Below are 22,157 nucleotides of genomic sequence, written 5' to 3'. Positions count from 1 at the left end.
TAGGCACAGTGGAGAAGCAAGTTATGCCATTATCAACAATGACACAGCAGCAAAAGCCGGTACTCAAACAAAGTACATGCCCTTATTGCGGAGTAGGCTGTGGTGTTGATGTTTTATGTGATCCTACCCAGCCTGCTTCAAAACAACTTAGTGATTTACAGGGAACATCTGAACACCCTGCTAATTTTGGCCGATTATGTGTTAAAGGCAGTCATCTACTTGAAACAAACGGTGAGTCCCAGCGTTTACATTCGCCATTAATAAACGGGCGTGTTGTGACGTGGGATGCCGCTACTCAACACGTTGCAGATAAATTGTCAGCCGCCATTGCGGAGCACGGCCCTGACGCTGTTGCGTTTTATGTGTCGGGTCAGCTCTTAACTGAAGACTATTACGTCGCCAATAAACTAATGAAAGGTTACATTGGTAGCGCCAATATCGATACCAACTCGCGTTTGTGTATGTCTTCGGCTGTGGCGGCTTATAAACGTGCTTTTGGTGCAGATGCGGTACCTTGTAGCTATGAAGACCTTGAGCAGTGTGACCTGCTGATCATAACGGGGAGTAATGCGGCTTGGACTCATCCTGTGTTATTCCAACGCATGGAGCGAGCAAAGCGACGTAACCCGAATATGAAAGTGGTGGTGGTCGACCCCAGAGAAACCGCCACCTGTTCTTTGGCTGATCTGCACTTACCCCTAAAACCTGGTACCGACGCAGCGGTTTTTAATGGCCTGTTACAGTATTTGGCCGACAACCAAGCGTTGGATAAAGACTTTATTCAAGCCAGTACACAAGGCTTTGACGTGGCATTAGCGCAAGCTGAGTCTTGGACGTTGGCAAAAACTGCCGCTTACTGTGAGCTCGACCCAGAGGATCTTGCAGATTTTTACCGCACATTTGCACAGCAACAGAAAGCTATTACCTTCTTTTCGATGGGCATAAACCAATCTACAACGGGTGTAGATAAAGGCAATGCCATTATTAACTGTCATCTTGCAACGGGGAAAATTGGCAAGCCGGGCGCAGGCCCATTTTCTATTACTGGGCAGCCCAATGCTATGGGTGGAAGAGAAGTAGGCGGGTTAGCAAATATGCTAGCGGCGCATATGGATATTGATAACCCTGACCATCGCGAACAATTACAAGGGTTTTGGCAGTCTCCAACAATGGCGACAAAAGGTGGGTTAAAAGCAGTTGATTTGTTCAAGCGTATGGCGGCAGGAGAGATCAAGTTTGTTTGGATTATGGCGACAAACCCTGTTGTTAGTATGCCAAACCGCGTGGAAGTGGAAGCCGCGCTAAAGCAATGTGAAACGGTTGTCGTGTCGGATATTGTTAGCAGCAACGACACACTAAACTTTGCCACTGTCGCGTTGCCCGCTACTGGTTGGTCTGAAAAAGACGGTATGGTGACGAACTCTGAACGTCGAATTTCTCGCCAGCGCGGTTTAATTCCTCCCTATGGCGAAGCCAAGCACGACTGGCAAATTATGTGTGAGGTGGCCAAGCGTATGGGCTTTAACCACGGTTTTGATTTTGCATCGAGTTACGAAGTGTTTCGCGAACATGCCAAGCTCAGTGGTGTAAATAATAATGGTTCACGGGCGTTCGATATTTCAGGTTTAGCAGACATAACCGAAGCAGAATACGACGGCTTTATTCCCATGCAATGGCCAATTAACGGCCAAGCAAAAGAAGGGACAAAGCGTTTATTCACCGATGGCAATTTTTATACGTCAACGAAAAAAGCCAATTTTATTCCCATAACGCCGGTTGCAGCTGAACAAACTACGTCAGCCGATTACCCTTTTATTTTAAATACGGGCCGTATGCGAGACCAATGGCACACCATGACACGTACCGGTAAAGCCACACAACTCTTGCAACATACGGGTACTGCTGAACTGGCAATAAACCCCACTGACGCAGAAAAACTGGGTGTAGAAGCCGGACAGCTTATGGCGCTCAACAGTGCAGAAAGTGGTGAGCGCCCTGTGATACTGCCGCTAACAATTACGCCTAAGCAAAAGCCGGGTAGTGTGTTCGCACCTATTCATTGGTCAGAAACCTGGGGTTCGCATTGTGCGATAGGCAAATTATTCAGTGGTGCGAATGATGCGATATCTGGGCAACCTGAGTTAAAACACGGCGCAGTATCGCTGTCGCCTGTAGAATATGCGTACGCAGGCCAATTAGTGGTAGTTGAACAGCATCTATTGTCGCTGTTGAGCCATTGGTTTGAATATTGGGTCAAGGTACCCGCAGAACATTGTTTCAGTGTGAATTTTGCTACTGACCTGACAGTCAGTGAGTTGCTCGCTAAAGTCTACGCCTTGTGGGGTGATTCGGCCACCGTGACCACTATTCAAGGCGAACAGGGTGCAAGTATCTTGGTTGTAAGAGAAGACAAATTGGTGGCCGCATGTTTTGTAGGTCAACAACTCACTCATCTGCCATCAGACTGGCTGGAACAAATATTTACCGCTGACTCACTGACTTCGGAACATCGCGCAGCCTTACTACGCCAAACACCTGACGATGCCTATTTGCAAGGTAAGCTGATTTGTAGCTGCTTTGGGGTGAGAGAAAAACCTATAGAGCAAGCGATTCTGGATGGCGCAACCAGTGTTGATGCCCTAGGGGAAACCCTCAAGTGCGGCACCAACTGTGGCTCATGTCGTTCTGAGCTGGCGACCATGGTGGAACGAGTGACCAGTGAAGCCAATATTCCCATTACCCTTATTTCCGACAATGGAGAAACAGTATGTCAGTAACTTTTTATCAGCGCTGGAGTCGAGCGGCTGTCGACTGTTTTAAACTTTTTGGGTTAAAAGAGACCACCAACGTAAATCACACAACCAATTGGCACAGTACAGCCACAAGGGAATCGCGCCAAGGTCGTGTTTTCATTGTAGGCGCAGGGCCCGGCGATGCGGAATTGCTCACCGTGAAAGCATGGAAACTCTTGCAAACCGCAGATGTGGTGTTGTTTGACTGGCTGGTTAACGAGTCGGTGCTTGCAGAAATTCCGCGTCATGTTGCGCGAGAGTTTGTGGGAAAACGGTGCGGCAAGCACAGTATGCCGCAATCTGAAATTTGTCAGCGTATGGTAGCCTTGGCACAACAAGGGAAAACCGTTGTGCGATTAAAAGGTGGCGACCCAGCGGTATTTGCTCGCACGTGCGAAGAAACCGATTTACTCACCGCTAATCACATACCTTTTGCTATTGTGCCGGGGATCACTGCGGCATCCGGGGCTTCTGCTTTTACGGGGATCCCGTTAACTGACCGCCGTTGCGCTCAGTCAGTTCGTTTACTGACTGCCCACTTACAAGATCCGAGTAAAGAGCCGGAATGGGAACAGGTAGCGGGTATGTTGGAGCGCGAAACACTAGTGATGTATATGGGAATGAAACGCTTGCCTTTAATTGTGTCAAGATTACAATCTCAAGGTGTTGCGAACACTCTGCCTGTTGCTGTTGTAGAAAACGCGTGTTGTGAAAATCAGCGTGTTTTTACCGCCACACTATCGACAATCGTTGATAACCTAGCCAACACCAATATTACAGGGCCGGCGCTATTAATGTTCGGTCATGTTATTGATTCCAGGCAGCAGGTTTCGCTTGAATTACTTCAGGAAGCCAAGCATGTCTCAAGCGTTCAGCCAATATATTAATTTAATCGGCAAAGGAAAAAAAAGCGGTAAGTGTCTCACGCGTGAACAAGCGTATGAATCCATGAAAATGGTGCTGGCGGGAGAAGTAACAGGTGAACAGCGCGGTGCATTTTTAATGCTGCTGCGAACCCGAGAAGAAACGCCGGATGAAATCACTGGGTTTACCGATGCGTGTCGTGAGTCTTTGGTTAAAGAAACACGTGAATTACATGCGCAGTTAGACATTGGCTGTTATGCCGGTAAGCGCAGGCAGCAACCTTGGTATTTGCTTGCGGTCGCGGCTTTGGTGCAACAAGGCGTGAAGGTATGCCTTCACGGTGCCCATGAAACGGGGTCCCAGCGTTTATATGCAAGCCATGTTCTACCTGATTTGGGGTTGCCATTAGCCGAGTCGGTAACAGGCGCGGCGAAACAGTTGGAACAAAGTGGCGCGACTTATTTAGACTTGGGGCAATTTCACCCTCAACTCAATGAGATTATTCAACTGCGCGCGCAATTTGGGCTGCGTTCTTGTGCGAACACCCTGGCTCGCTTACTCAACCCGTCGCATGCTCCCTTTAGTGTACAAGGGGTACATCACGTGCATTTGGATGAAAAACACCATCACGTGAACGAGAATTATAAGCAGATCAGCGCGCTGTGTTTTCGTGGAGATGGCGGCGACCCTGAAGTTAACCAAGAAAGTAAAACCGAATTGTTTATTTGTCGACAAGGGCAGGGCGAAGTGGTGACACTTCCTGAACAGGAAGGCTGGGCTTTCAAAGACAAAGAAATGGATGTCAATGACATGTTGGCAGTGTGGCAGCAGGATACCAATCACCATTATGGCGAACAGGCTGTACTTGGCACACTCGCCGCTTACTTAATTTTGCTAGAGCAGGTGTCGGTTGAGCAGGCCTACGTTAGAGCGAATGAGGTTTGGCAAGCGAGAGCGCGTAATCAGCTCCCTTTTCATTCTGCCTAGGTGATTCATAAAGGTGCAGTAATGCATTTTTATGGTGCTTCAATAGAATGGGGTATCGTCTTATTTTTTGTTAACTTGCTGATTTATATATGAAATAAAAGTTGGCACTGTAGGTGCTAACTATAAAGCAATATTGACCTCCTCCAGAGGGCAATACCTACAATAAGAACGAAAAAATATTGAATGGTCCTTGTTTGCGCGAACAAGGCATTCGCAAGCGCAATGAAGCCCGCGAGTATTGGTGTTATGCCACTACTTGTGGGTTTTTTTTTGAGTTTTTTTCAGTAACAGGATACAAGCATGAGTGCGGATAAGTTTAATTTGATGTCGTTCACCGGCAAAATGAAAATCCTTCATTTATCGTGGATGGTCTTCTTTGTCACCTTTGTGGTGTGGTTCAATATGGCACCTTTAAAGCAAGCCATTGTTGGTGACATGGGCTTGTCGATCAGTGAGTGGAAAACGCTGTTGATCCTCAACGTTGCACTCACCATTCCAGCCCGAGTAATTATCGGCGCGTTAACCGATAAATTTGGCCCACATCGGGTTTATTCAGCATTACTGTTAATCTGTTCTGTGCCTTGTTTTGCGTTTGCATTGGCCGACAACTTTGTGCAAATGGCCATAGCGCGTTTTGCTTTGGGCTTCATTGGTGCAGGGTTTGTTGTTGGTATTCGTATGGTGAGCGAATGGTTTCCACCCAAAGAGCTGGGCACTGCTGAAGGCGTGTACGGCGGTTGGGGTAACTTTGGCTCTGCAGCCGCTGCATTTACTTTACCCACACTTGCTATCGTATTCGGTGGTGATGACGGCTGGCGCTACGCTGTAGGGATAACCGGTGTATTGTGTTTGATTTTTAGCGTGGTGTACTACTCCAATGTAACAGACACCCCCAAGGGATCGACCTATTTTCGCCCTAAAAATTTAGGCGGAATGGAAGTAACAAGTAAAGGTGACTTCCTGTTTTTGTTAGTGATGAAAACCCCGATGTATCTAGCGTTAGCATTACTCACGTGGAAGTTGTCTCCTGCTGGTGTGTCTATGTTGAGTGATGGTGTCGCAACTACCTTATATATTGCGCTCGCGGCTTTGTATGCCTTTGATGCGTATTCAACCTTTAAAGTGAATAAAGGGTTATTTGAAAAAGAAGTACCTGAAATTCACCGCTACTCATTTAAGCAAGTGGCTGTACTGAATATTTTGTATTTCGCCACATTTGGCTCTGAATTAGCGGTTGTATCTATGCTGCCGGCATTTTTTGCTGAAACCTTTGAGTTAAGTATGGCAACAGCAGGTTTACTTGCTGGTATGTATGCTTTCATGAATCTGATGTCTCGCCCTGGTGGTGGTTTAATCTCAGATCGCTTTGGTCGTAAGAAAACCCTCCTTATTTTAACGGCTGGTTTGGCGCTGGGGTATTTTTCATTGAGTTTAATCGATGCGAGTTGGCCTATTTGGCTAGCAGTGTTAGCGGTAATGGCGTGTTCTTTCTTTGTTCAATCGGGAGAAGGGGCGGTATTTGCTGTTGTGCCGTTAATTAAACGTCGTCTGACTGGCCAAATTGCCGGTATGACTGGGGCCTATGGTAATGTGGGCGCGGTGACATACCTCACTATCTATTCTATTGTCGATACGTCTACGTTTTTCCTTGTGATCAGTGGTACCGCAGTGCTGGGTTTTGTCGCCTTATTGTTTATGCGAGAGCCAAGTGGTCAAATGGCAGAAGTGAAAGAGGACGGTTCGGTACAACTTATCGACGTTGCGTAACGGCTTAAGCTTCTATTACTATCAACGCCAGACCTATGTCTGGCGTTGTTCGATCAGGTAATCTCAAAATAGCGAGGTGGTAGCAACTGTGGCAAGTTTACATGTGTCTTTTGGCGGCTATAGCACAGCGGGACAAAAAGCTGAAAACCAAGATGCGTTTGCCGCATGGCACGGGCAAGGAGCAGGGTTACGAAATAAAGGGGTGGTGATTACCATCGCAGACGGTGTGTCTGCTTGCAGCCGAGCAAAAGAAGCGGCCAACCTCGCTGCTACTACTTTTATTACCGATTACATACAAACAGCGGCCTCATGGACAGTGAAAAAATCGGCCAGTCAGGTATTGGACAGTATTAACCGTTGGTGCCAAGGGCAAATAGATTACGCGCATAGCGATCGCAGCCAAACCGTGACTACCTTTAGTGGGTTGATTTGCAAGTCGTCGACGGGTTTCCTTTTTCATATTGGTGACAGTCGTATTTATCGATTTGCCAACAAGGATCTGGAACAACTCACCCACGACCATACGATGTTACAAGGTGACAATGCGGTGCTAATTCGCGCGTTAGGCATTGATGTTAACTTAGATGTCGATTTTAAACAGTTTCCACTAAACGTGGGAGAGGTTTACTTACTTTCAACTGACGGTGTGCATGATGTATTGTCGCGAAAACAGTTAAAGGCACTGATTGCCGATTTCGCACAAGATAACCCACTAACGAGCCAGGAAACTCTAGAAGCCTTGGCCAAAAAAATATGTCTGGCTGCGCTTGAGCAAGGCAGTGACGACAACGTAAGTTGTGTATTGGCGCATGTTGATACTTTGCCAGCAAGCAGTTTAGAGGAAGCATGCGCCCAATTTAGTAAGCTCGCGATCCCACCTGATCTATCTCCTGGTATGAAGCTAGAAGGTAAGCGTGTTATTGATACCTTGTTTAACGGTACGCGCAGTACCATGTATAAAGTTGTCGATGAAGCTTCTAACCACGTTTATGGGTTAAAAGTGCCGTCTGCTTATTTTGCCGATGATCCCGTTCAACTAGACGGCTTTTTGCGCGAGGAATGGATAGGCCAACATATTGATAACCCTCATGTGATGAAGGTTTGGCCGCGGCCTGAAGATGCCCAGTTTATGTACCATATATGTGAGTATATTGAAGGGCAAACTCTGCGCCAATGGATGATAGACAACCCGCGCCCTTCCCTTGACCAAGTACGGCGAATTATCACGCAACTCATTGCCGCGCTTAGAGCTTTACAGCGTCAACAGATGGTTCACCGCGATGTAAAACCTGAAAATGTGATGATTAATGCACATGGTGAAGTAAAGTTAATCGACTTTGGTACAGTGAGAGTGGCGTCACAGGAAGAGGTTGGGGAGCAACTGGCGTCACATCATCCATTGGGTTCAGTTAACTATATTGCGCCTGAATATTTGTTGCATAACCGCAGTGACTTTCGCAGTGATTTATTTTCCTGTGCGGTGGTGTGTTATGAATTACTTGCTGGGGCTTTGCCGTTTAAGCCCTTTCCCTATGAGCAGTATATCCCCAGTCATTATGGAGAATGGCAATATAAAGCGATAACAAAGCATCGTTTGGATATGCCTAGATGGGTCGATTTAACGTTAAAAAAAGCATTGAAAGCGAATCCTGAAAGCCGCTATTTGGCGTTTTCCGAATTTGAATCTGCGCTTATGCAACCATCAGCAGACATCATTCAAATTGAACGAAAACAGCCTCTAATTGAGCGCAATCCATTGCAACTTTGGCAATGGATAAGTGCAACATTGTTGTGCATCGTGTTAATTCAATGGTGGCTTTTAAGTCGTTAACGCTTCTTGAGAACTTTACCTCCACACGGTAGCGCCATCGATTTACTAGACTTTAGTCTATAAAGTTGTTCACGGTCACTTTGGTCTAATTTTTTAATACTTGCTGATATTTTTACGTCGTTAATGTAGCTCAAGGTTATGAATTTACGACGCTTTTCTATATTTATTTAGTTCTGTCGCGGGTGTTTTTGTCGAGGCTTATGCACCAATACTAAATGTTAATAGAATGAAAAATGTACAAAGGTAGTGCATGAAACGCACATAAATAAATCAAGTTTTCACCTTCTGATATGCCTTGTGCCACCTGTTTTTAAGTATCCACATGTAATTTAAGTGTTTTTTTCATTTGGCATCAAAAATGCTATTCCTTTTGTGCGTTATTTCTCAAAAAAATAACTCGCTAGCAGTTTCGGCGAACAACGCGTACACAAAATTTGAATGTTAAAAGTTGCTAATGGTTAGCGGCTTTTACACCGGCAACGAAGCCCGCGCAGTCTGATGTGGATCAGACTGCGTGGGCTTTTTTTTGGCTAAGAGGAACACACATGAATCCGTCGAAAATGATTCTCGACATCAAGAGCAAAGCAAAGGTTATTGCAAGCAGCTTGACCATTGCCGCCACTGTCGTATCTGCAACGTTTACCCTAAATGCTCAAGCCGAAGAACTTGGCTGGCCTGAGAAAGAAGAATTGAAGTTTGGTTTTATCAAACTGACTGACATGGCACCACTGGCTGTGGCTTATGAAAAAGGTTACTTCGAAGACGAAGGCCTTTACGTAACACTTGAAGCGCAAGCGAACTGGAAAGTACTACTCGACCGCGTAATCGATGGTCAGCTAGACGGTGCGCACATGCTAGCGGGGCAGCCGCTAGGGGCGACTATTGGTTTTGGTACTCAGTCTCATATTATTACAGCGTTTAGCATGGACCTTAACGGTAATGGCATCACAGTATCGAATGATATTTGGGAAGCCATGAAGCCTAACATTCCCCAGGAAGGCGGTAAGCCAGTTCACCCGATTAAAGCCGATTACCTCAAGCCGGTTGTCGACAGCTATCGCGAACAAGGCAAGCCATTCAACATGGGCATGGTGTTCCCTGTATCAACACACAACTATGAGCTGCGTTACTGGTTAGCTGCTGGTGGTATTCACCCTGGTTACTACGCGCCTCACAAAGGGGATACCTCAGGTCAGATTGACGCACAAGCGTTATTGTCAGTTACGCCTCCACCACAAATGCCAGCAACAATGGAAGCCGGCACTATTTACGGGTATTGCGTGGGTGAGCCTTGGAACCAACAAGCGGTGTTCAAAGGTATTGGTGTACCTGTGATCACTGACTACGAAATCTGGAAAAACAACCCAGAAAAAGTCTTTGGTGTAAGCAAAAAATGGGCAGAAGAAAACCCTAATACCCACATACGCGTGGTTAAAGCCATGATTCGTGCTGCGATGTGGTTAGATGCTAACAACAATGCTAACCGTCCTGAAGCGGTAAAAATCCTCGCGAAAAGCAGTTACGTTGGCGCAGACGAAGACGTTATCGCAAACAGTATGACAGGGACTTTTGAATACGAAAAAGGCGACAAACGTGAAGTGCCAGACTTCAACGTATTCTTCCGCCATAACGCCACTTACCCTTATTACAGTGACGCGATTTGGTACTTAACGCAAATGCGTCGTTGGGGTCAGATTGCAGAGCCTAAATCAGATGATTGGTACATGGAAACGGCGAAGAGTGTTTATCGCCCAGACATATACGCGCAAGCCGCAAAAGCACTGATTGCTGAAGGTAAAGCCGACGCAGCTGACTTCCCTGATTTTGCCACTGAGTCTGGTTACAAGCCTGCACAAAGTGAATTTATCGATGGTGTGGTGTTCGACGGTACTAAGCCGAATGCTTACCTCGAATCTTTTGATATTGGCCTGAAAGGAGACACTGTCCTTTAAGGACAGTGTTGCCATGGGCTGAGGAGACTATGATGAACAAAACCGCACAACTGGTTAATTTTATGGGTAATATGCGCGCTCAGTCGTTGCAGAATACGCTGTTTTCTAAGTTACCAGCACTGATCCTGCCCATCGTTGGCCTGTTACTGTTTCTCGCTATTTGGAATGGTGTCGCGAAAAGTATCGATACGTCGTTGGGGCAGTTTCCCGGGCCTGCACAGGTATGGGAACAAGCGGTGTCTTTAAAAAACGAGCACTTTGCACAGCGTGAAAAAGCCGACGCTTTTTATGAGCGTCAGGAAAAGCGCAATGCACAGCGTGTAGCTAAAGACCCAAACTACGTACCTAAAATTCGCCCGTTTACTGGTTCTCCAACCTTTATCGACCAGATTTGGACGAGCCTTTACACAGTGATGATCGGCTTTGTGATTGCGTCGGTCATCGCGGTGCCAGTGGGTATTTTGTGCGGTTTATCAAAGTCTGCTTACACAGCAATCAACCCATTAATTCAGTTATTCAAGCCCGTTTCTCCGTTGGCCTGGCTACCATTGGTTACCATGGTGGTCAGTGCCCTTTATGTGAGTGACGACCCTTTGTTCGCAAAATCTTTTGTTACTTCGGCATTTACCGTGTCTTTGTGTTGCTTATGGCCAACCTTGATTAATACCGCGGTTGGGGTATCAAACATTGATAAAGACTTGGTTAATGTCAGTAAGGTATTGCGTTTAAATTCACTTACCCACCTAACTAAAATTGTATTGCCTGCGTCAATCCCAATGATATTCACGGGGTTACGGCTATCGCTGGGTATTGGCTGGATGGTATTGATAGCGGCGGAAATGCTCGCACAAAACCCGGGCCTAGGTAAGTTTGTTTGGGATGAATTTCAAAACGGTAGCTCTGAGTCGTTGGCTCGTATCATGGTGGCGGTATTAACCATTGGTGCTATCGGTTTTGTGCTTGATCGAATTATGCTCAGCGTGCAGCGTTTTGTGAGCTGGGACAAAAACAGCGTATTGCGCTAAGTGGAGGAAAAACGATGACAACTAAGCATCTAGAACTCAGCCAGGTTGGTATTGAATTTCCAACACCAAAAGGCCCTTTTACTGCCCTTACTGATGTGAACCTAAAGATTGCCAAAGGCGAATTTATCTCGCTTATCGGGCATTCAGGCTGCGGAAAATCGACCGTGTTAAACATTGTTGCTGGTCTACACCAAGCAACAATGGGCGGCGTAATTTTGGATGGAACCGAAGTACGCGAGCCCGGCCCTGAGCGCGCGGTGGTGTTTCAAAACCATTCATTGTTGCCTTGGTTAAGTGTTTATAAAAATGTTGAGTTAGCCGTGAAACAAACTCAACGTGGCCGTGATAAAAAAGGCATGCGTGATTGGGTGATGCACAATTTGGAATTGGTGCACATGACTCATGCCCTCGACAAGCTACCATCAGAAATTTCGGGAGGGATGAAGCAGCGCGTAGGTATTGCTCGTGCGTTGGCGATGGAACCCAAGGTGCTGTTGATGGACGAACCCTTTGGTGCACTAGACGCCTTGACTCGAGCTCACTTGCAAGACTCGTTGATGGACATTCATGCCAATTTAGGTAACACCGTTATTATGATCACCCATGACGTTGACGAAGCGGTGTTGCTATCTGACCGCATCGTCATGATGACCAATGGCCCATCGGCCACGATCGGTGAGATTTTAGAGGTGAACTTGCCGCGTCCACGAGACCGTATTGCTTTGGCCGATAACAGTGAATACAACCATTATCGCCATCAAGTACTCAGCTTCTTATATGAGAAGCAAAAAAAGATTGAGCACGTTACCGGACGCTCGGCGACTAAAGGAAAAACGGAAGCCAAAAAAAGTGACGCTGCCTAAGTCATATTCTAGCTAATTTATTGATTTAATTATAAGTAATAAGCCTGCCTCCTTTGCCGTTGGGCAAAGGGGTAAGGGCTGCTCGCTCAAAATTTAAGGAACGCAAACATGAAAACACAATTGAAAACGTCTTTTTCTCTCGTCGCGATGGCCTTAGTGGCGTCGTTTTCTTCTCACGCTGACGTATTTGAAGCCTTGTCGCAAACCAAAGCGTCTGTCGACTTTAACTTGCGCTATGAATCTGTTGACCAAGACAATGCACTTGCAAACGCCGATGCGTTAACGCTGCGCACTCGTTTGGGCTTGAAATCTGGTGATTACAAAGGTTTCTCATTCATGGTAGAAGCGGAAGACAGCCGCATTGTACTAGGGCAAGGCGACTACACGGTTGGTCCTACGGGTTACAATGTTGGGCAATATTCTGTTATTGCTGATCCTGAAACAACAGAACTCGACCAAGGTTATGTGCAGTATAAGAAAGACGCCCTTACGGTAAAGGCTGGTCGCCAAGTGATTGCTTTAGATGGTCACCGTTTTGTTGGGCATGTAGGCTGGCGTCAAGACCGTCAAACCTTCGATGCGTTAAGTGTAAATTACAAGTTTGGTGATGCTGGTCAGGTAACGTATGCGTACGTGACACAGCGCAACCGAATTTTTGCTGAAGCCGCTGATTTAGATTCAAAAGATCATTTTATCAATGGTTCTTATACCACCGATTTTGGTAAATTTACCGCATACGCCTATTTGCTTGAAGTCGATAACAACACAGACAATGCCCTTGATACTTATGGCATTAGCTACTCAGGTAAAACGAAAACAGATTCGATGACGTGGTTGTACGACGCTGAATTTGCAACCCAAAGCAGTGAGTCGGCAGCGGCAGACTATGATGCTAGCTATTTGAACTTGGTCGTTGGAGCAACAATTTCGGGTATCACTGCTAAAGTGGGCTACGAAGTACTCGGCTCTGATGACGGTATGTATGGGTTTTCAACGCCACTGGCTACACTGCACAAGTTCAATGGTTGGTCAGATCAATTCTTGGCGACACCGGCTCAAGGTTTAACAGACGCTTCGTTTACTCTAACCGGTAAGGCTGCGGGTGGTAAATGGTTGGCGGTTTACCATCAATTTGATGCAGACGATGCAACAAATGGCGTATCAGACTTAGGCTCTGAAATTAACTTGCAATACACTACCAAGTTTATGGAAAAAGTGGGCTTTGGTATTAAGTATGCCAAGTATAGCGCAGGTGATATTAAAGTAGACGCAGACAAACTATGGGTTTGGGTATCGACTAAGTTTTAATTGTTTTAGTGAATGTAGCTATTCAACGTAAATAAAAAGTCCCGCATGAGCGGGACTTTTCTGTTTATGCTGATGTGATTACTTTTGCTGTGTTAGCCAAAGGATCAAATCGAGTTGATCGTCGACACTCATGTCGCGTGTAAATGTAACCTGATATTTACCGTTAACGATAAAGTTAGGTACGCCACGAACGTAAGCGCGGTAATCATCAATGGTTTTTTGATTCTTCTTGAACATGCTGTTTACGCCAAAGCTTTTAGCAAGCTTGTCGAATTCAGCACCGTCAACACCGTTGATAACAAAGATGTTGCGCAGGTCTTTCATGCCTGTGATAGAAGCGCGTTGTTTGTGCAAGTAGTCAAAAATCGCTGCGTTTAGCGAGTCTGATTGTTTTAATGCACGAGCAATCATCATTGCTTTAGTGGCATCTTCTTGTACATCTACTGGCGCAGAAGGCATGAAATTCACGTGAACTTTGTTGAACTCAGCTTTGCCGCCTAATTTCTTTTTCAGCATTTCTACAAAAGGTTCGGTGCGGTAACAGTGCGGGCACCAGAACGAGAAAAACTCAGTCACTTCTGGTTTTGCACTCGCAGCTTCGTTCAGCACTGTATAGTGCGTTCCTTCTTCCCATTTTGTGTCTGCTGCACAAGCTTGTAACGGAAGTAATACTAGCAAGCCTAGCCAAACTACCAGTTTTTTCATAACAACCCATTCCCTAAATAGATAAAAATAAATCGCAAAAAGAGTAACACAGCCAATTTAACTCGCCTAGTCAGCGGCGACAAGTCACGCAAAATCATTGGTAAAGTGTTGGTGTATGTCGTATGCAGAGTTTAAGGGCTTTAGCTGAATGTAAGATGAAGCGCCTAACGACTGAGCAGTGTTGATGCATCAGGCCAGTATTCGTTAATCAGACCAACGAGAGTGTCTATTTTAATATTGGATAATTGGCGATAGTCAAAGTAAGGGCACACAATCACGCGCTTTTGCTGATTAATCGCAAAGTCGTCGTTTAACCAGAACAAGCTATTTGCAATGGGGAGTCCTTTGGCGTAGGTTTTTCCCATTACGATATGCAAACCCGGTTCTTCACAGGTAGGGGGAGAAAAACTCAATAGGGTATTGCTGTTCAATTGTAACAAGCTTGCGTCTCGCATAGCTTGCCAAGTAGAAAAGCCGGTTTTGAATGTAAACGTGTCGGGTAGGGCGAACAGAAGTTTGGCATACACATTAAATACTTTTCGCCAGCCATTGCCACAGGCATTACCCACAGCCGCCACTTCATTATCGACTAGCGGGCAAACTTCGCGGCCTTCGTGTGTGAAAGCGAAGTCAGGGCGGTTAGCGATGTATACGCGCAACCTCGCATTGGCATCGCCCAGTGCTAAGGGGGTGATATGCATTAAAAACCCGCAAACCCCAGCGTTAAAGGTGGCTCTTGTAGGGCCGCAAATTGCTCTTTTAATGCGAGAATTTGGTTTTCCCAATATTTATCGTCGGCAAACCAAGGAAAGGCGCGAGGAAATGCCGGGTCTTGCCAGCGTTGGGACAGCCAAGCCATGTAGTGCACCATTCGCATTGCACGTAGTGGCTCAATCAGCTTTAGCTCAGCTTCGTTAAAAGGCTGAAACTCTTCATAGGCTTCAATTAGCGTATCGAGTTGTAACTTCTGCTGTGCTCTATCGCCTGAGAGCATCATCCATAGATCTTGTATTGCCGGCCCCATACGGCTGTCGTCCAAGTCAACAAAGGTAGGGCCATCTCGCCAGAGAATGTTCCCTGCATGGCAGTCGCCGTGTAAGCGAATTGCGTCGGTGGTATGGTATTGGGCTTCGGCTTCTTTGATCACTAAATCTAAAATAGTAAAGAATGCTGTATGCAAATGAGCAGGGATCAGTTGTGTTTCGCTCAACACTTGTCGCGGTATGGTTAAATAACTTTCAGCAGACATAACCGGTCGATATGCAAAAGGTTTTGACTGCGCAACACGATGCATACGGCCAATGAAACGGCCCATCCATTCTAAGTGGTCGAGGTTATCGTTTTCAAACTGACGGCCACCCGCGGAAGGGAATAGGGCAAAGCGAAAACCTTCGTAGTCATGCAGGGTATTCCCGTGGATGGCGAGGGGTGCAACAACCGGAATTTCAGCATCTAGGAGTTCTTGAGAAAACTGATGCTCTTCGAGAATTTGTTCGTTAGACCAGCGTTGAGGTCGGTAGAACTTTACGACGTACCTTTGCCGCTCGTCATCCATAAATTGGTACACACGGTTTTCGTAACTGTTGAGGGCGAGTAAACCCGACTGCGGGTATATACCGATAGTTTCTAGCGCCTGAAGGATAGTGTCAGGCGCTAAACCAGCAAAAGAGAAATCTGTCATAGACGAGGATATAGGAACTTAGTTGACGCTTCTTGTTCAACTACTTTACCACTATCGTCGGTGGTTGACACTTGGAAGTAAATTTCAGTGACAGAATCTTTTAAATTATACGGGTCGGTGGCAACCGAAACGGGCAGGGTGAATACTTCGCCACCGTTCACCGTTACTGTTGTATTGCCGATAAAGCGATAGTCAGGTAACCCTTCCACCGTAATGGTATAAGTGTGAGTTTTCTGCGATTTATTCAGCACTTTCAAGGTATATACGTTTTCAATTAGCCCTTCGTTTGTCTCGCGGTAGAGCGAGTTTCTGTCACGAATAATATCGACCTCTAACGGAACCCGATACCAGATATTGGCAACGAGTAACCCGGTCATCACGAGCAAAACAATAAAGTAACCCACCAGTTTCGAGCGGAATATACGCGTGGTTTTACCGTTGAGTTCGTGTTCAGAGGTAAAGCGAATGAGGCCTTTGGGGTAGCGCATTTTCTCCATCACCCCATTACAGGCGTCGACACATGCACCACAGTTAATGCACTCGTACTGTAAGCCATTGCGAATATCGATGCCGGTGGGGCATACCTGCACGCATAGGTTGCAGTCGATACAATCGCCTAGCCCTTTTTCGGCTAGATCGTCGTGGGCTAATTTACGTGGGCGCGGGCCGCGTTGTTCCCCGCGATGGGGATCATACGTCACCGTGAAGGTGTCTTTGTCGAACATGACCGACTGAAAACGGGCATAAGGACACATGTGAGTACACATGATTTCGCGCATCCAACCAGCGTTGCCATAGGTGCAAAACGTAAAAAACAAAATAGTAAAGGCAGACCAAAAGCCGGCGTTAAAGGTGAAAAAGTCGAGGTAAAGTTGGTCGATTGGGGTGAAGTAGCCAGCAAAGGTTATCGAGGTTAACAACGCGACAGTGAGCCAAGCTATGTGTTTTAACGTTTTGCGCCAGAATTTGTCGAAGTCCATGGCGCGTTCATCGAGCTTCATGCGTTTGCTGCGGTTACCTTCTATTTTTTCTTCAAACCATACGTAGATATAGGTCCATGTGGTTTGGGGGCACATAAAACCACACCAAACCCGGCCAGCAAAAGTCGTAATAAAAAACAGCGCGAACGCACCAACAATAAAAATATAGGCTAGCAGGGTTAAGTCTTGGGGCCACAAGGTCAGGCTAAAAATAGTAAAGCGCTGTTCCACTAAGTCGAGTAACACGGCTTGTTCGCCTTGATATTGAATCCAAGGAATACACACAAAAAGAGCAATAAAGAAAAAACCGAAGAATCGACGGAAGGTTTCCAGTGGGCCTTTTACCGCACGAACATAAATACTGTTGCGGGTGCCATCCTGCTTGTCGTTAGGTGACTTTCTCGGTTTGTGTACTTTCACCGGTGTTACATTTTTTACCGGAACTTGCTCATTCATTGCTTACCCTTAAGCAGACTAAAATGATACTGCGCTTTCTAGTATAGCAACCAAGCCGGTTCAAGTATTAATATGGATCAATCAAATATCGAGCGCTTAGACCAAAGTGTAACGAGCCAGCCGTGCTAGGGTTTTGTATAACTGAGTATAAATACGAACCTTGAGGCTGAAAAAAAAGCCAACTACATTCTACACATAAGCTGATGATCATGTGGTGGGTATGTTTCGTTCTTTCGCTGTGATTGCTGAGATATTGCTGTTAGTTTTTTTATTGCAATCACCTTTTGTTCATTATTTTTTGGCAGATGTGCATCACACGCTGTCTAATGCCATGTTGGCCTTGTCTCAGTGGGCCGACAAGCGCGAACTGGAGCAAGTGAAATTGCAGTTGGCGTCGACAAAAGCGGCGATGCGGCCGTATCAAAAAGACTATGTAGACAGCATTTTTTCATCGCAAGACAACGTGCGTCATTTTCATCAAACCTATTGTGAAGGTGGCGACAAAAACCCGTTTGTTTATGGCGCTACTCTGCGCTTGGTGTGTAATCAAATTTCCCAGTCGGATATTTTATCCCCTCGTGAGGCAAATAATTAGGCGGAGAGTCATAGCATTCAGCTGGTTCAGCATTCGTTCAGTTAAGGTTGTGTAGAACTAAAGTGTAACTTTGGGTGTAATAATGTATATTTATTGAACTCAGACACTGGCATTGGGTCTGAATAAAAAAGATGGAAGAGGTGAATTATGCGTAAAATTTTATTACTTTCGGCACTGTCTGTTGCCTTATTCGCAGGTCAGACTCATGCCAAAGCGACAGTTGAAGTAGAATGGAAAGACTCGGCGTCTTATTCTGATGTTCGTCCTACGAGTGAAACCCGCTCCAGCTTTAAAAAGCGCGTGTTTGGTGAGCTTGAAAAATATATGGGTAAACTTGCTGAAGACTTACCTGACGGACAGACGCTCAGCTTGACCGTGACCAATTTAGATTTAGCCGGGCAGGTTTGGCCGTCATCTTTTGTCGGCATGGGCAGCGGTGCACAAGACGTACGTTTGATTAAGCGCGTGGATATTCCGCGTATCTCGTTTTCTTATATTTTGAAAGATGCCGATGGCAAAGAGCTCAAATCAGCAGAAGTGAAACTGAAAGATATGAGTTTTATGGAGCGCTCTCGCAATCAGTTTAATACGTCAGATTCGTTCCGCTTTGAAAAATCGATGCTAAAAGATTGGTTTGACGAAGAAATGGGTGATCAGCTAGCAAAGCTATAGTTGATTATTCAAAAGAAATTTAACGATCAAAAAAGGCGCTCAAGGCGCCTTTTTGTATACCGATTTTCTTATTGGTAATCGAATTCACTACCAGAAATAGCCAGTAAACTATCGCTGCCCGCCATCATTGCGGCCTTATGAGCCTCTTTACGCGGCAATATTCGCTGCATGTAGAAGTGACAGGTTTTTTGTTTACTGCTGGCGAGCGTCGCATTACTCGAACGCGAGCCTGCGTCGGCCAAGCTGTACCACAACACGCCAATTAACGAATACGCTGAGTAATTGAGGTAGTCACAAGCAGCGCCCGCTGCATCAGTTGGAGTGAGTGACAGGCAGGCATCAGAATCGGTCTTCCATTCATCGAGTAACGTTTGAGCTAGCGCCTGCTGTTCAGGTTGTTCTATTGCCGCGACTAATTCATTAAATACCTGATAAGTGGCGTTAAGCATTTCGCCGCCATCACGAGTGAGTTTACGACCAATCAAATCTAGTGCTTGGATACCATTAGTGCCTTCGTACAATTGTGCAATGCGTACGTCGCGCATCAGTTGCTCCATACCCCACTCACGAATAAAGCCGTGACCACCGTACACTTGCACGCCTAGGCTGGTCACTTCCAACCCCATGTCGGTCATAAAGGCCTTACAAATTGGGGTGAGGAATTGTAATACCTGTTCAGCGTGATTCTTGGTTTCGCCGTCAGATAGTTTTTCGATGTCCATGTACTTGGCGTAAACCAAGGATAATGCGCGAGACCCTTCAGTTAAGGCTTTTTGGGTGAGCAACATACGAGCGACATCGGGTTGATAAACGATGGCGTCGGCTTTGTCGTTGGGCTGTTGCACACCTTGTGGGGCACGAGATTGCAAGCGGTCTCTGGCGTATTCCAACGCGCCTTGGTAAGACGCTTCTGCTGCCCCCAGGCCTTGTAAGCCTACTTGAAAGCGCGCATCGTTCATCATGGTAAACATGCAAGCCAAACCTTGGTTTGCTTCACCGACTAACCAACCTGTTGCGCCGTCGTAGTTCATCACACACGTCGGGCTGGCTTTAATGCCCATTTTTTTCTCGATACTGCCAACCGACACGGCATTTAACTCACCCGGTTCGCCATTTTCATCAAGTAAAAACTTAGGTACAACAAATAAACTGATACCTTTCACCCCTTTGGGCGCATCAGGTAGACGAGCCAGTACCATATGAATGATGTTACTGCTCCAGTCTTGATCGCCACCGGTAATGAAGATCTTGTTACCGGTAATGGCGTAACTGCCATCTTCGTTGGGTTCTGCTTTGGTTGAAAGCAAGCTTAAATCAGTACCCGCATGAGGTTCTGTCAGGTTCATTGTGCCTGTCCACTCACCGGTGATCAGCTTACTGAGGTATTGCTGCTTGAGTTCGTCACTGGCGTGCTTGGTTACTGCCAATACCGCGCTTTCGGTTAGCATGGTGGTTAATCGCCAGCTCAAATTGGCAGAATTGAGCATTTCGTGTACCGGCACGGCCATGGTGTAGGGCAGTTCTTGGCCTTCGTATTCGGCACTACCTAACATGGCATTCCAACCGTTGGCGACATATTCCTGATAAGCGTCAGCGAAACCGGCTGGAGTGGAGACCTTACCATCTACCAGCTTACAACCTTCTTCGTCGCCTTCTCTGTTGAGAGGGGCAACAACGTCTTCTGCAAATTTCCCGCCTTGAGCCACAATTTCGTTGGCCAACTCAGCGTCAAAATCTCCTATTCCCAGCCCTGCATAATGGGCATCGAGATTTAACCAATCTTGAAATAAAAACTGAAACTCGGCCAAAGGCGCACGATAGTTAGGCATGACTTGTCTCTCTTTAGTTTTTCAAACGGGTGTTTGAAAATAAGTATACGCGTAATCAAAGTAAAGGCGAAGCACCTCTGTTATAAAAGTGTAGAGTTTTTTTAACGACTCGCTAACAGAAAGCGGGATTATTGCGCAGCGACAAAGCCGTCGCGTATTGGGATGAGGTTATCTTTATGCTCAAGGGCCTTGGCATCCAGTTCAAAAGGCAGGATTTTTTCAAAACTAGACACATTAGGGGCGGCCCATTCTGGCGCAGGAATGACATCATTAAAAGACGCCAAGTCAGAAGATTGTTGGCAACGAAACAGCGGAGTACCATCAGCCAATGTGCTGACTTGCTGTTGTACTTCCACATTCATCCCGGTTAATTGCCACGTGTGGCGATGAGCTGCGCATTGCGCTGATTCGCCGCTTTCCACGCTTCCTTGAGGCAAAACCAACTGGTTCGACGAAGTGTGACGCAGTAACAAAACTTTGTTGTCTATTTTTATCAAGCATGCCGCTGAGCCTGCTTGCATTGCATTGGTCCCACTTGTTCTACAGCTCGGCGCAGTGTGCTTTTCTGCTGTACAGGAAAAAAGCGTTAAAGCTGCGAAAAATACTGACAAGTGAAATTTGAATGGCATGGGATTAGGTACAATGTAATCAATAACAACAGGTGAATACGGCGTTGAACGCGGTGAATCACCGAACGATAAGAATAATAACAGCGGTCTTTTATCGCTCATAGTACTCGCAGCAATTTTATTGTGCTAGCCAGTACCCGATTTACAACAGGAAAGTTTATGTCACTCAAATCCCTTGTATCACCTATGGTGATAGGTGCAGTCGCGCTCGCCAGTTTTTTAGTTTATCTCAATGTTTCAGAAACGGAAGCCACCGACACAGCGCCTCAGCGCGCGACCCCCGTTATGGTGTATACCGTTGTAGAGAAAGATTTTCCTATCACTATTGAAGGTTTAGGTACCGCAAACGCCAATGAATCGGTCACGCTTACCGCGCAAGACACCGACGTGATCACTGCGATTAATTTCGACGATGGCGACGTTGTAAAAGCGGGGCAATTATTGGTTCAGCTTAACAATACTGAAGAATTAGCGAATATGACCGAGTTACAAGTTAACTTGGATGAAGCAACGCGCCAGTTACGTCGGATTAAAAACTTAGCCAAAGAAAGTGCGGCGTCTGAACAATTGCTAACAGAACAAGAAGCCGTAGTGAAAACACTGGAAGCGCAAGTAGAGGTGGCACAATCTCAACTCGATGATTTGCAAATTCGCGCGCCTTTTAGTGGTCAATTAGGTATTCGTCAGGTGAGTTTAGGGGCGCTGGTGCAACCGTCGACTACCATCACCACCTTAGATGACATCAGTCGGGTAAAAGTAGACTTCAGCGTTGCAGAAAATCACTTAGCGAGCCTAGCGGTTGGGCAAAAAGTGTCGGCTCGTTCAGTGGCTTACCCTGATCAGGTATTTGAAGGCAGTATTCGCACGTTAGGTTCCCGTATTGACCCCGTCACTCGTTCTGTATTGGTGCGTGCTGTCATTGACAACGACTCTGCACAGTTACGCCCTGGCATGTTGTTACAAATCACATTGGAAAAACAGGTACTGAAAACACTGGTGTTACCTGAAAAAGCGTTGGTTCCTCATGATGACAAACAGTTTGTTTACGTTGTTGAGGGGGACCATGTTGTCGAAAAAGAAGTAAAAATTGGTGAGCGTCGTCCGGGATGGGTGCAAATTGTTTCTGGTGTGAATGCCAATGATAAGGTGGTAACAGAAGGCACATTGCGAGTTCGCGATTTGTCAAAAGTGAATGTGCTGAACAACGAGCAAGAGGGCTAA

Annotated in this window: 18 protein-coding genes; 12 read left to right on the top strand and 6 right to left on the bottom strand. The window is 46.2% G+C overall.

Features of this window, described 5'->3' with window-relative positions; all coding sequences use genetic code 11:
• Positions 1 to 23: 23 nt before the first annotated feature.
• The 9 genes from ACXAH6_RS06695 to ACXAH6_RS06655 all read left to right on the top strand — a co-directional run bounded on the left by ACXAH6_RS06695 (position 24) and on the right by ACXAH6_RS06655 (position 13,389).
• Positions 24 to 2,777 (top strand): nitrate reductase, encoded by a 2,754-nt coding sequence (locus ACXAH6_RS06695; RefSeq protein WP_474875870.1) that lies wholly within the window; start codon positions 24 to 26, stop codon positions 2,775 to 2,777.
• Complete coding sequence (gene cobA / locus ACXAH6_RS06690; protein ID WP_474875869.1) at positions 2,768 to 3,679, top strand: uroporphyrinogen-III C-methyltransferase; 912 nt, start codon at positions 2,768 to 2,770, stop codon at positions 3,677 to 3,679. Before ACXAH6_RS06695 ends, cobA begins: the two co-directional genes overlap by 10 nt.
• Complete coding sequence (locus tag ACXAH6_RS06685) at positions 3,651 to 4,643, top strand: glycosyl transferase family protein (protein WP_474875868.1); 993 nt, start codon at positions 3,651 to 3,653, stop codon at positions 4,641 to 4,643. The genes cobA and ACXAH6_RS06685 overlap by 29 nt, the downstream gene beginning before the upstream one ends.
• A gap of 300 nt (positions 4,644 to 4,943) precedes the next feature.
• Positions 4,944 to 6,410 carry a NarK family nitrate/nitrite MFS transporter gene (locus ACXAH6_RS06680; protein ID WP_474875867.1) on the top strand — a complete coding sequence of 489 codons (1,467 nt, stop codon included), beginning with the start codon at positions 4,944 to 4,946 and terminating at the stop codon, positions 6,408 to 6,410.
• An 88-nt stretch (positions 6,411 to 6,498) separates the two neighbouring features.
• Complete coding sequence (locus ACXAH6_RS06675; RefSeq protein WP_474875866.1) at positions 6,499 to 8,241, top strand: bifunctional protein-serine/threonine kinase/phosphatase; 1,743 nt, start codon at positions 6,499 to 6,501, stop codon at positions 8,239 to 8,241.
• 560 nt (positions 8,242 to 8,801) lie between these two features.
• Positions 8,802 to 10,193, top strand: coding sequence for a CmpA/NrtA family ABC transporter substrate-binding protein (locus tag ACXAH6_RS06670; RefSeq protein ID WP_474876045.1), 1,392 nt, complete (start codon positions 8,802 to 8,804; stop codon positions 10,191 to 10,193).
• Between the two features lie 71 nt (positions 10,194 to 10,264).
• Positions 10,265 to 11,218 carry an ABC transporter permease gene (locus ACXAH6_RS06665; protein ID WP_474876044.1) on the top strand — a complete coding sequence of 318 codons (954 nt, stop codon included), beginning with the start codon at positions 10,265 to 10,267 and terminating at the stop codon, positions 11,216 to 11,218.
• Between the two features lie 14 nt (positions 11,219 to 11,232).
• Positions 11,233 to 12,081: an ABC transporter ATP-binding protein gene (locus ACXAH6_RS06660; protein ID WP_474875865.1), complete on the top strand. Its 849-nt coding sequence runs from the start codon at positions 11,233 to 11,235 to the stop codon at positions 12,079 to 12,081.
• A 108-nt stretch (positions 12,082 to 12,189) separates the two neighbouring features.
• Complete coding sequence (locus ACXAH6_RS06655; RefSeq protein WP_474875864.1) at positions 12,190 to 13,389, top strand: alginate export family protein; 1,200 nt, start codon at positions 12,190 to 12,192, stop codon at positions 13,387 to 13,389.
• 78 nt (positions 13,390 to 13,467) lie between these two features.
• Here the strand turns inward: ACXAH6_RS06655 and ACXAH6_RS06650 are convergent, their stop codons facing one another.
• The 4 genes from ACXAH6_RS06650 to ccoG form a co-directional block, all read right to left on the bottom strand.
• On the bottom strand, positions 13,468 to 14,094 hold the full coding sequence (locus ACXAH6_RS06650) for a thiol:disulfide interchange protein DsbA/DsbL (protein WP_474875863.1): 627 nt from the start codon (positions 14,092 to 14,094) through the stop codon (positions 13,468 to 13,470).
• Positions 14,095 to 14,258: 164 nt separating this feature from the next.
• Positions 14,259 to 14,795: a DUF6942 family protein gene (locus tag ACXAH6_RS06645; protein WP_474875862.1), complete on the bottom strand. Its 537-nt coding sequence runs from the start codon at positions 14,793 to 14,795 to the stop codon at positions 14,259 to 14,261.
• Complete coding sequence (locus ACXAH6_RS06640; RefSeq protein WP_474875861.1) at positions 14,795 to 15,775, bottom strand: serine/threonine protein kinase; 981 nt, start codon at positions 15,773 to 15,775, stop codon at positions 14,795 to 14,797. Before ACXAH6_RS06640 ends, ACXAH6_RS06645 begins: the two co-directional genes overlap by 1 nt.
• On the bottom strand, positions 15,772 to 17,211 hold the full coding sequence (gene ccoG / locus ACXAH6_RS06635; protein WP_474875860.1) for a cytochrome c oxidase accessory protein CcoG: 1,440 nt from the start codon (positions 17,209 to 17,211) through the stop codon (positions 15,772 to 15,774). Before ccoG ends, ACXAH6_RS06640 begins: the two co-directional genes overlap by 4 nt.
• A gap of 220 nt (positions 17,212 to 17,431) precedes the next feature.
• On the opposite strand from ccoG, the gene ACXAH6_RS06630 reads away from it, so the two are divergent.
• Both ACXAH6_RS06630 and ACXAH6_RS06625 read left to right on the top strand, forming a co-directional pair.
• The gene (locus ACXAH6_RS06630; RefSeq protein WP_474875859.1) at positions 17,432 to 17,806 is read left to right on the top strand and encodes a hypothetical protein; all 375 of its coding nucleotides are present in this window, start codon (positions 17,432 to 17,434) and stop codon (positions 17,804 to 17,806) included.
• Between the two features lie 147 nt (positions 17,807 to 17,953).
• Positions 17,954 to 18,478 (top strand): DUF3016 domain-containing protein, encoded by a 525-nt coding sequence (locus tag ACXAH6_RS06625; RefSeq protein ID WP_474875858.1) that lies wholly within the window; start codon positions 17,954 to 17,956, stop codon positions 18,476 to 18,478.
• A gap of 68 nt (positions 18,479 to 18,546) precedes the next feature.
• Here the strand turns inward: ACXAH6_RS06625 and ACXAH6_RS06620 are convergent, their stop codons facing one another.
• Complete coding sequence (locus tag ACXAH6_RS06620) at positions 18,547 to 20,307, bottom strand: acyl-CoA dehydrogenase family protein (protein WP_474875857.1); 1,761 nt, start codon at positions 20,305 to 20,307, stop codon at positions 18,547 to 18,549.
• Between the two features lie 128 nt (positions 20,308 to 20,435).
• Entirely contained in the window at positions 20,436 to 21,038 is a 603-nt protein-coding gene (locus ACXAH6_RS06615) for an NUDIX domain-containing protein (protein WP_474875856.1), read from the bottom strand.
• A 57-nt stretch (positions 21,039 to 21,095) separates the two neighbouring features.
• Here ACXAH6_RS06615 and ACXAH6_RS06610 point away from each other — a divergent pair, with 57 nt between their 5' ends.
• Positions 21,096 to 22,157: an efflux RND transporter periplasmic adaptor subunit gene (locus tag ACXAH6_RS06610; RefSeq protein ID WP_474875855.1), complete on the top strand. Its 1,062-nt coding sequence runs from the start codon at positions 21,096 to 21,098 to the stop codon at positions 22,155 to 22,157.

The organism is Alteromonas sp. ABE4_545 (assembly GCF_056161325.1).
Note: the sequence above shows the minus strand (reverse complement) of the source record. Positions and strands in the feature narration are given on the sequence as shown.

Excerpts from the sequence above, each read along its gene's own strand:
- ACXAH6_RS06695 (WP_474875870.1), top strand. The coding sequence starts at position 24 with ATGCCATTATCAACAATGACACAGCAGCAAAAGCCGGTACTCAAACAA.
- cobA (WP_474875869.1), top strand. The coding sequence starts at position 2,768 with ATGTCAGTAACTTTTTATCAGCGCTGGAGTCGAGCGGCTGTCGACTGT.
- ACXAH6_RS06685 (WP_474875868.1), top strand. The coding sequence starts at position 3,651 with ATGTCTCAAGCGTTCAGCCAATATATTAATTTAATCGGCAAAGGAAAA.
- ACXAH6_RS06680 (WP_474875867.1), top strand. The coding sequence starts at position 4,944 with ATGAGTGCGGATAAGTTTAATTTGATGTCGTTCACCGGCAAAATGAAA.
- ACXAH6_RS06670 (WP_474876045.1), top strand. The coding sequence starts at position 8,802 with ATGATTCTCGACATCAAGAGCAAAGCAAAGGTTATTGCAAGCAGCTTG.
- ACXAH6_RS06665 (WP_474876044.1), top strand. The coding sequence starts at position 10,265 with ATGCGCGCTCAGTCGTTGCAGAATACGCTGTTTTCTAAGTTACCAGCA.
- ACXAH6_RS06660 (WP_474875865.1), top strand. The coding sequence starts at position 11,233 with ATGACAACTAAGCATCTAGAACTCAGCCAGGTTGGTATTGAATTTCCA.
- ACXAH6_RS06655 (WP_474875864.1), top strand. The coding sequence starts at position 12,190 with ATGAAAACACAATTGAAAACGTCTTTTTCTCTCGTCGCGATGGCCTTA.
- ACXAH6_RS06650 (WP_474875863.1), bottom strand. The coding sequence starts at position 14,094 with ATGAAAAAACTGGTAGTTTGGCTAGGCTTGCTAGTATTACTTCCGTTA.
- ACXAH6_RS06645 (WP_474875862.1), bottom strand. The coding sequence starts at position 14,795 with ATGCATATCACCCCCTTAGCACTGGGCGATGCCAATGCGAGGTTGCGC.
- ACXAH6_RS06640 (WP_474875861.1), bottom strand. The coding sequence starts at position 15,775 with ATGACAGATTTCTCTTTTGCTGGTTTAGCGCCTGACACTATCCTTCAG.
- ccoG (WP_474875860.1), bottom strand. The coding sequence starts at position 17,211 with ATGAATGAGCAAGTTCCGGTAAAAAATGTAACACCGGTGAAAGTACAC.
- ACXAH6_RS06630 (WP_474875859.1), top strand. The coding sequence starts at position 17,432 with ATGTTTCGTTCTTTCGCTGTGATTGCTGAGATATTGCTGTTAGTTTTT.
- ACXAH6_RS06625 (WP_474875858.1), top strand. The coding sequence starts at position 17,954 with ATGCGTAAAATTTTATTACTTTCGGCACTGTCTGTTGCCTTATTCGCA.
- ACXAH6_RS06620 (WP_474875857.1), bottom strand. The coding sequence starts at position 20,307 with ATGCCTAACTATCGTGCGCCTTTGGCCGAGTTTCAGTTTTTATTTCAA.
- ACXAH6_RS06615 (WP_474875856.1), bottom strand. The coding sequence starts at position 21,038 with ATGAGCGATAAAAGACCGCTGTTATTATTCTTATCGTTCGGTGATTCA.
- ACXAH6_RS06610 (WP_474875855.1), top strand. The coding sequence starts at position 21,096 with ATGTCACTCAAATCCCTTGTATCACCTATGGTGATAGGTGCAGTCGCG.